Consider the following 5,809-nt stretch of genomic DNA (forward strand, 5'->3'; position numbering starts at 1 on the left):
GTCTCCTTTTATAGGTTGCATAGAAAGCCGTTTTTTAGGAATTTTAGCTAACTTTTAAACACCTAAACACAATATGTTGTGGTTTCGCTAGGTAAGGCTACTATATAGAGGCTGAGTAGTTACCTCTGATTAAACGCAGCCGGTGGGCTTGGGAAGCCCGGCGATTTTACAGGCCTGCTTGGCCGGCCCGGCTGGAAAGAGATCATAAAGATACTTGTTGTTCCCCTTCTCCGGACCAAACATCTTCTTCATCTCCTTAATGAGGATCTTAATCATTGGTGCGATCTGGTACTCTTTGTAGTAGTCCTTCAAAAAGTTGACTACCTCCCAATGGGCATCCGTCAGCTCAACATCCTCTGTCTTGGCGATGTACTCGGCCACCTCCGGGGTCCAGTCATCAAGATTCTGAAGATACCCCTCTTCATCCGTCTTATAAATCTTTCCGTTCAACTCGAAGCTCATCTGGCTTCACCTCCTATTTTTTTATGGGACGCCGATTAAAACAGAATCCAGATCACAGAAAGTCTCTCTCTATCAGCCTGTCATCTGTGTTCTGTGGTCTGTAATTGGCGTCCTATTTTCCAAACCCAACATCCTTGACAAGGGAGACAAAATCATCGGCCCACTGCGGAACTCCCAGGGAGTGTAGATGGGTATAGGCGGCCAGGACATTTTTATGAATTATGCCGTCATACCTTCCATCCACACCCTGACCACGGACAACCTCATAGGCAAAATCTACCTTGCCCAGATTAACGACCTCTGAGTAGTGGAATTCATGGCCCCGTATCCGGTCTAAATGAGACCAGCGGTTTAACCCTTGCCTCTTCAGGATTACATAACCGTGGCCCTTAGGCTTTTCCCGGATGATAATATCTGCCGGAATAACCCCCACCATTTCTCTGGTCCGGCTTCCCCAACGAATGGACCTGGAAAGATACATCAGTCCCCCGCACTCGGCATATACCGGCATTCCATTATCAATGGCGGTCCTAATATCTTTACGGAGGCCTTCATTCTTCTCCAGCTCGGACATAAAGACCTCCGGGAATCCCCCACCCAGATAAAGGCCGTTCACCTCGGGTAAGTGGCTGTCCTTTAAGGTGTCAAAAGGGACAAGCTCAGCTCCCGCGCCGCGAAGGGCTACCAAATTCTGGTGGTAATAAAAGGTAAAGGCTGCATCTTTCGCCACGCCCAGCCGGACCGAGGGCGGTTGATTTTTTCTATCAGCTTTATGATAGATGGGTAAAGGAGGCGCCGATCCGGCAATTTCAACTATCCGTTCCAAGTTGACATATTCCGCCACCTTTGATCCGATAGATGCAATTAAATCAGGAACGCGCCCCTCTTCTCTGGTCGGAATCAATCCTAGGTGTCTCTGTTTAATCTCAATACCTGACAGATGAGGCAAGGCACCCAGAACCTCTATCCCACAGTAGTGATCAATGGCCTCTTTTAATTTGGTCTCATGCCGGAGGCCAGAGACCTTGTTCAGAATAACACCTGCGATGACAATATCAGGCTCAAATTGCAGATAACCCAAAAGAAGAGCCGCAATCCCCCTGGTCATTCTGGAGGCATCAATAATCAAGATTACCGGGCTGGTTAATAGGCGGGCCAGGTGGGAGGTGCTCCCTTTCCCGTCCAGATCAACTCCATCGTAAAGGCCCATATTCCCTTCGATGAGGGATAAAAAAGCTCCCTGGCTTTCAGAGTGAAAGGCCTCCTTAATCCGGGCCTCTTCCATCATAAAGAGGTCCAGGTTGCAACAATTCCTTTCAGAGGCATCGGTAAGCCACATCGGATCGATGTAATCAGGCCCTTTCTTGAAGGGCTGGACATTGTAGCCGGCCATGGTTAAAACCGCACATAACCCGATACTCAATGTGGTCTTGCCTGAACTCCGATGGGGAGCTGAAATAACAATCCGGGGCGTCCTAAAACTATCCATTCACTTGGACACTTTTTCCTTCTAACTACTCAGGTGTTTAGGCTGAAGACTGAAGGCTGAAAGCTACTCAGGTGGATAGACTGAAGACTAAAGGCTATTGAACTTCAGTCTTCAACCTATCTGCCTGAATAGTTAATATTTTATCATAAAAATTTCAATGGGTCAAATTGTAATTTTCAATAATCAAGCCAGCTTACTATTAGAAAGATTTATATCTTCCGTATCTTCTCAATATTTCGGAGAAGGTCAGTGATCAGTCACCGGCAGGTGCTGCAGCTCGCCGCCGTGCAGGAGCTGCAACTGCTTGATGGAGAGGAAGAGATAGAGCCCTTCGATCCTTTAGAACTGAAGCCAAAGAGAGAAAAAAGTCGTTTTACTGCCTGACTGTCACATTTAGGGCATTTAGGTTCTTCCTCTCCCTGTTTAAAGAACTCAAACTCTTGGTCGCAGCCTAAACAATGATATTCATAAATAGGCATATCTCATCACCATCCGTAACCGTTCATCCCATGAGGCTGGACGCTGGATGCTCGATGCTCGATGATGGATACTGTATCCTTTACCAGCATCGAGGATCGAGCATCGAGAATCGAGCATCGAGGATCGAGTTTGTGCCTTAAGGGCTGAACGCTTATCACCATCCTTTGTTTACTCCCACCGTATCTACTCAAAATCAAGTTAAAAAAGTAAGCTCATTACAGATTATAGTGCTATGGGTTAAGTTTCATCTCCTTTTGTACCGACAGCGTTGGCATAAGAGCTTCCCCTCCCTTGATGCTTATCCTTACCCACAAATTGGGTAAAAGGATGGGGTAAACAAGAGCCTGCCTTGATGAAAATCAAGGATAAAAGATGTGGGTAAGGATAAGCCCCTCAAGGGAGAGGGAATTTTGCTTTGTCTCCCAACTAACTGCTTAACTTAGTTTTGAGTAGTTACCTCCCACCGGACTTATATTACTCTATGGCAACGACTTCTGCTACCTCGGGCACCAGGTTTTTAATGGCTCGCTCCACCCCCATTTTAAGAGTCATTTGAGACATCGGGCAGCCGCCACAAGCCCCGGTCAATCTAACCTTCACCTGGCCTCCTTCCACATCAACCAACTCCACATCGCCACCATCAGCCTGAAGCATAGGTCTTATTTGATTCAAGGCCTCCTCTACCTTCTCTCGCATCCTGAATCACCTCCCCTCTCAGATTTGCTTATCGTTACCCACAAATTGGGTAAAAGGATGGGGTAAGTAAGGATAAACCACGAAGAGCACGAAGCACACGAAGAAAAAATTATTTAAAGATTAGGATTAAAAGATTTGTTTTATAATTCTTCGTGTCCTTCGTGTTCTTCGTGGTTTTTAAAAGATGTGGGTAAGGATTAGCAGATTTGGGATTGCCGATGGCGGAAATAGCACCTATTCCCCTAATCCGCATTCCGCATTCCGCATTCGTCTACCCCCAGAGCCGCCCCTAAAAGACCGGCTTCGTCCTGGAGTTTAGTCACTTTTATCTCTACTCCTTTCATGGCCATTGGTAAAGTCATTAAAGGAACCTGCTCTTTGACTATTTCCACTATTCGAGGCGCCGCTTTAATTACCCCTCCTCCCAGGACAACCAATTCCGGGCTAAGGATGGTAATTAAATTAGCTATGCCCAGACTCAGATATTTGCCTGCCCGCTCTATGGCTAAGATGGCCCATTTTTTACCCTCATTCGCGGCTTTCGTAATTTCATGCACGGCGCTTACCTTACGGTGAGTAAAATTTATAATGGATGAACCACCGGCAAAGGCCTCCAGACAGCCAAGTCTACCGCAATTACATTTAGGGCCATTGGGCTTGAGGGTAATATGACCAAGTTCAGCCCCACTATAGGCGGCTCCGTGAATTAGTTGACCATTAAGAATTATCCCACCGCCAATGCCTGTGCCGACAAATATACCCACTAAGTTTTTCTTGCCCTGTCCCGCCCCCAATTTAAACTCAGCCAGGGCAGCGCAATTAACATCATTGTCTATAAAAACAGGTAGAGAAGTCCTTTCCTCTATTATTCTTTTTAGGGGAACATTCTCCCAGCCAGGTAGATTAGGGGAAGATATTACTTCGCCTTTCTCGACATCAATAAAGCCGGCGCAACCAATGCCTACACCCGCGGCTCCCTCTCCTTCAGCCAACTGCTCGATTAAATCACCCAGCAAGGTGATTACTTTCTGACGGGAGTTAGGGGTCTTTTCTTTTTTACTCTTAATTATCCGTCCCTCACAGACAAGACCGGCATAGATCTTTGTCCCGCCAATATCTATTCCGATTGTTTTTTTCGATTTCATAGAGTGCCTCTCTGTACCTTAGAACCTATCCCAAAACCTTCACGGTGCGTCAGGTGGAGGAGTCTGACAGACGCCTGGTATCCGAGGTTTTAGGATAGGCTCTAAAATGGCTCCGTGATATCACTCAGTTTTTCATACAGGTCTTCACCGGTGAGGTGAGGCTGAGGCAGCGTTTTGATCATATCATTAATAAGATAATAAACCGGAAGGACGTAAGGGGTATATTCTTCCTCGAAATGCTCTCGGAATAAGGATATAATGCTGGGGAGTCGAGCTTCGCCTGATTTATCCTTACGATAAGCCCTTTTCTTCCAGACAAGGGTTCCTGTCTCACAATGAAAGAGGGAAATACTAAGCTCGGCCGCAATAAGGGCACCGTCTAAAAGCTCTCTCTCCCGCTCCATCTTTAACACCTGGCCCATAATGATCCCCTCAACCCCTAAGATCTCTCCTAGCCGCTTGAAAGATACATCACCCGGATTACTTACCCCGTAAGCCCTTAAAACCTGCTTTGTCTCGATCAGATTCTTGAGCCGGTAATTCCCCTTTTGAGACAGACGATAGGCCAGATGATATTGAGCCAATTCACCGGCCCGCTCCAGAGAAGACCGATCTTCAAAGGGCAAGATAGCTACCTTCTTTATCCTATCTACGTATTCCTGTTTAGCCTCAGGCCGAAGGCGCTCTTTGGAAGTAATACAGGCAGACAGATAGAAACCAAGGATGAGTAAGGTAACCAGTAGGTTAAGTAGAATAAAGTTTCTCACCGCTCCTCCTCATTTTAAATTGCCCAGGCAGGAATTAGATAGATTCTTGAATCCTTCCCAATAATTAGGTAGCCGAATTGGGTTTATTTTACATTTTCTTTAAGAATTTGTCAATTACTTTTTGAAATAAGTAGGTGTGGAGAAGGGAGACCGTTTTGAAAATGGGACTTGGTTGGCCAACTCGTCTCTCAAAATACTGCTTGACATCTTTATTCAAAAGGATTATACTTTTCTAAAGGTAAGTCTTGATGATCCGGCCAAAAGTCCCCAACGCATATTTGACTTTTTGCCTAACCATCAAGTCCTTATAAATCGACCAGTGCGCCTGTAGCTCAGCGGATAGAGCACCGGACTCCGGATCCGGGTGCGGAGGTTCGACTCCTCTCAGGCGCGCCAGAAATTTGTTGGTGGCCTACTTACGTTGAATGGCAGGTAGAGTAAGCCATTCCGAAAGTCTCCAGATGTGATTGGTAAAGTCAGCAGCCATCGCTGGTGTCCCAGCCTGATACCTTCCCTCTGTAACCTTTATTCGTAGCCTCCTTACCAGCCAGCAGAAGTAGGGGCGAAGGGCCGTTCGCCCCTACTTACAAACGATTGGCTCAACCCTTTCTTCAATGGATATATTCTTGATATATTTTTTCAATTGTATCTACTCAAAATCAAGTTAAAAAAGTAAGCTCATTACAGATTATAGTGCTATGGGTTAAGTTTCATCTCCTTTTGTCCTGACAGCGTCGGCATAAGAGCTTCCCCTCCCTTGATGGGAGGGG

At 46.3% G+C, this 5,809-nt stretch carries 6 protein-coding genes and 1 tRNA gene; 1 reads left to right on the forward strand and 6 read right to left on the reverse strand.

Translation table 11 applies throughout. The annotated features are described in order from the left end of the window. Positions 1 to 129 precede the first annotated feature (129 nt). The 6 genes from AB1797_12725 to AB1797_12750 all read right to left on the reverse strand — a co-directional run bounded on the left by AB1797_12725 (position 130) and on the right by AB1797_12750 (position 5,039). A complete protein-coding gene (locus tag AB1797_12725) occupies positions 130 to 462 on the reverse strand; it encodes a TusE/DsrC/DsvC family sulfur relay protein (protein MEW5768457.1) in 333 nt (110 codons plus the stop codon). Positions 463 to 574: 112 nt separating this feature from the next. Continuing rightward, positions 575 to 1,951 carry a cobyrinate a,c-diamide synthase gene (locus tag AB1797_12730; protein MEW5768458.1) on the reverse strand — a complete coding sequence of 459 codons (1,377 nt, stop codon included), beginning with the start codon at positions 1,949 to 1,951 and terminating at the stop codon, positions 575 to 577. A 257-nt stretch (positions 1,952 to 2,208) separates the two neighbouring features. Further along, positions 2,209 to 2,430, reverse strand: coding sequence for a zinc ribbon domain-containing protein (locus tag AB1797_12735; GenBank protein MEW5768459.1), 222 nt, complete (start codon positions 2,428 to 2,430; stop codon positions 2,209 to 2,211). Positions 2,431 to 2,905: 475 nt separating this feature from the next. Beyond that, entirely contained in the window at positions 2,906 to 3,127 is a 222-nt protein-coding gene (locus tag AB1797_12740; GenBank protein ID MEW5768460.1) for a NifU family protein, read from the reverse strand. Positions 3,128 to 3,369: 242 nt separating this feature from the next. After that, positions 3,370 to 4,272, reverse strand: a complete 903-nt coding sequence (locus AB1797_12745; GenBank protein MEW5768461.1) for an ROK family protein — start codon at positions 4,270 to 4,272, stop codon at positions 3,370 to 3,372. 101 nt (positions 4,273 to 4,373) lie between these two features. Next, positions 4,374 to 5,039, reverse strand: a complete 666-nt coding sequence (locus AB1797_12750; protein ID MEW5768462.1) for a hypothetical protein — start codon at positions 5,037 to 5,039, stop codon at positions 4,374 to 4,376. A 321-nt stretch (positions 5,040 to 5,360) separates the two neighbouring features. Between AB1797_12750 and AB1797_12755 the strand changes: the two genes are divergently transcribed. Then, positions 5,361 to 5,435: transfer RNA gene (locus tag AB1797_12755), tRNA-Arg, on the forward strand. The last annotated feature ends 374 nt before the right edge of the window (positions 5,436 to 5,809 follow it).

This window comes from bacterium (genome assembly GCA_040753085.1).
GTDB lineage: Bacteria > UBA9089 > JASEGY01 > JASEGY01 > JASEGY01 > JASEGY01.

Coding starts and splice junctions, on each gene's coding strand:
- AB1797_12725 (MEW5768457.1), bottom strand. CDS start 462: ATGAGCTTCGAGTTGAACGGAAAGATTTATAAGACGGATGAAGAGGGG.
- AB1797_12730 (MEW5768458.1), bottom strand. CDS start 1,951: ATGGATAGTTTTAGGACGCCCCGGATTGTTATTTCAGCTCCCCATCGG.
- AB1797_12740 (MEW5768460.1), bottom strand. CDS start 3,127: ATGCGAGAGAAGGTAGAGGAGGCCTTGAATCAAATAAGACCTATGCTT.
- AB1797_12735 (MEW5768459.1), bottom strand. CDS start 2,430: ATGCCTATTTATGAATATCATTGTTTAGGCTGCGACCAAGAGTTTGAG.
- AB1797_12745 (MEW5768461.1), bottom strand. CDS start 4,272: ATGAAATCGAAAAAAACAATCGGAATAGATATTGGCGGGACAAAGATC.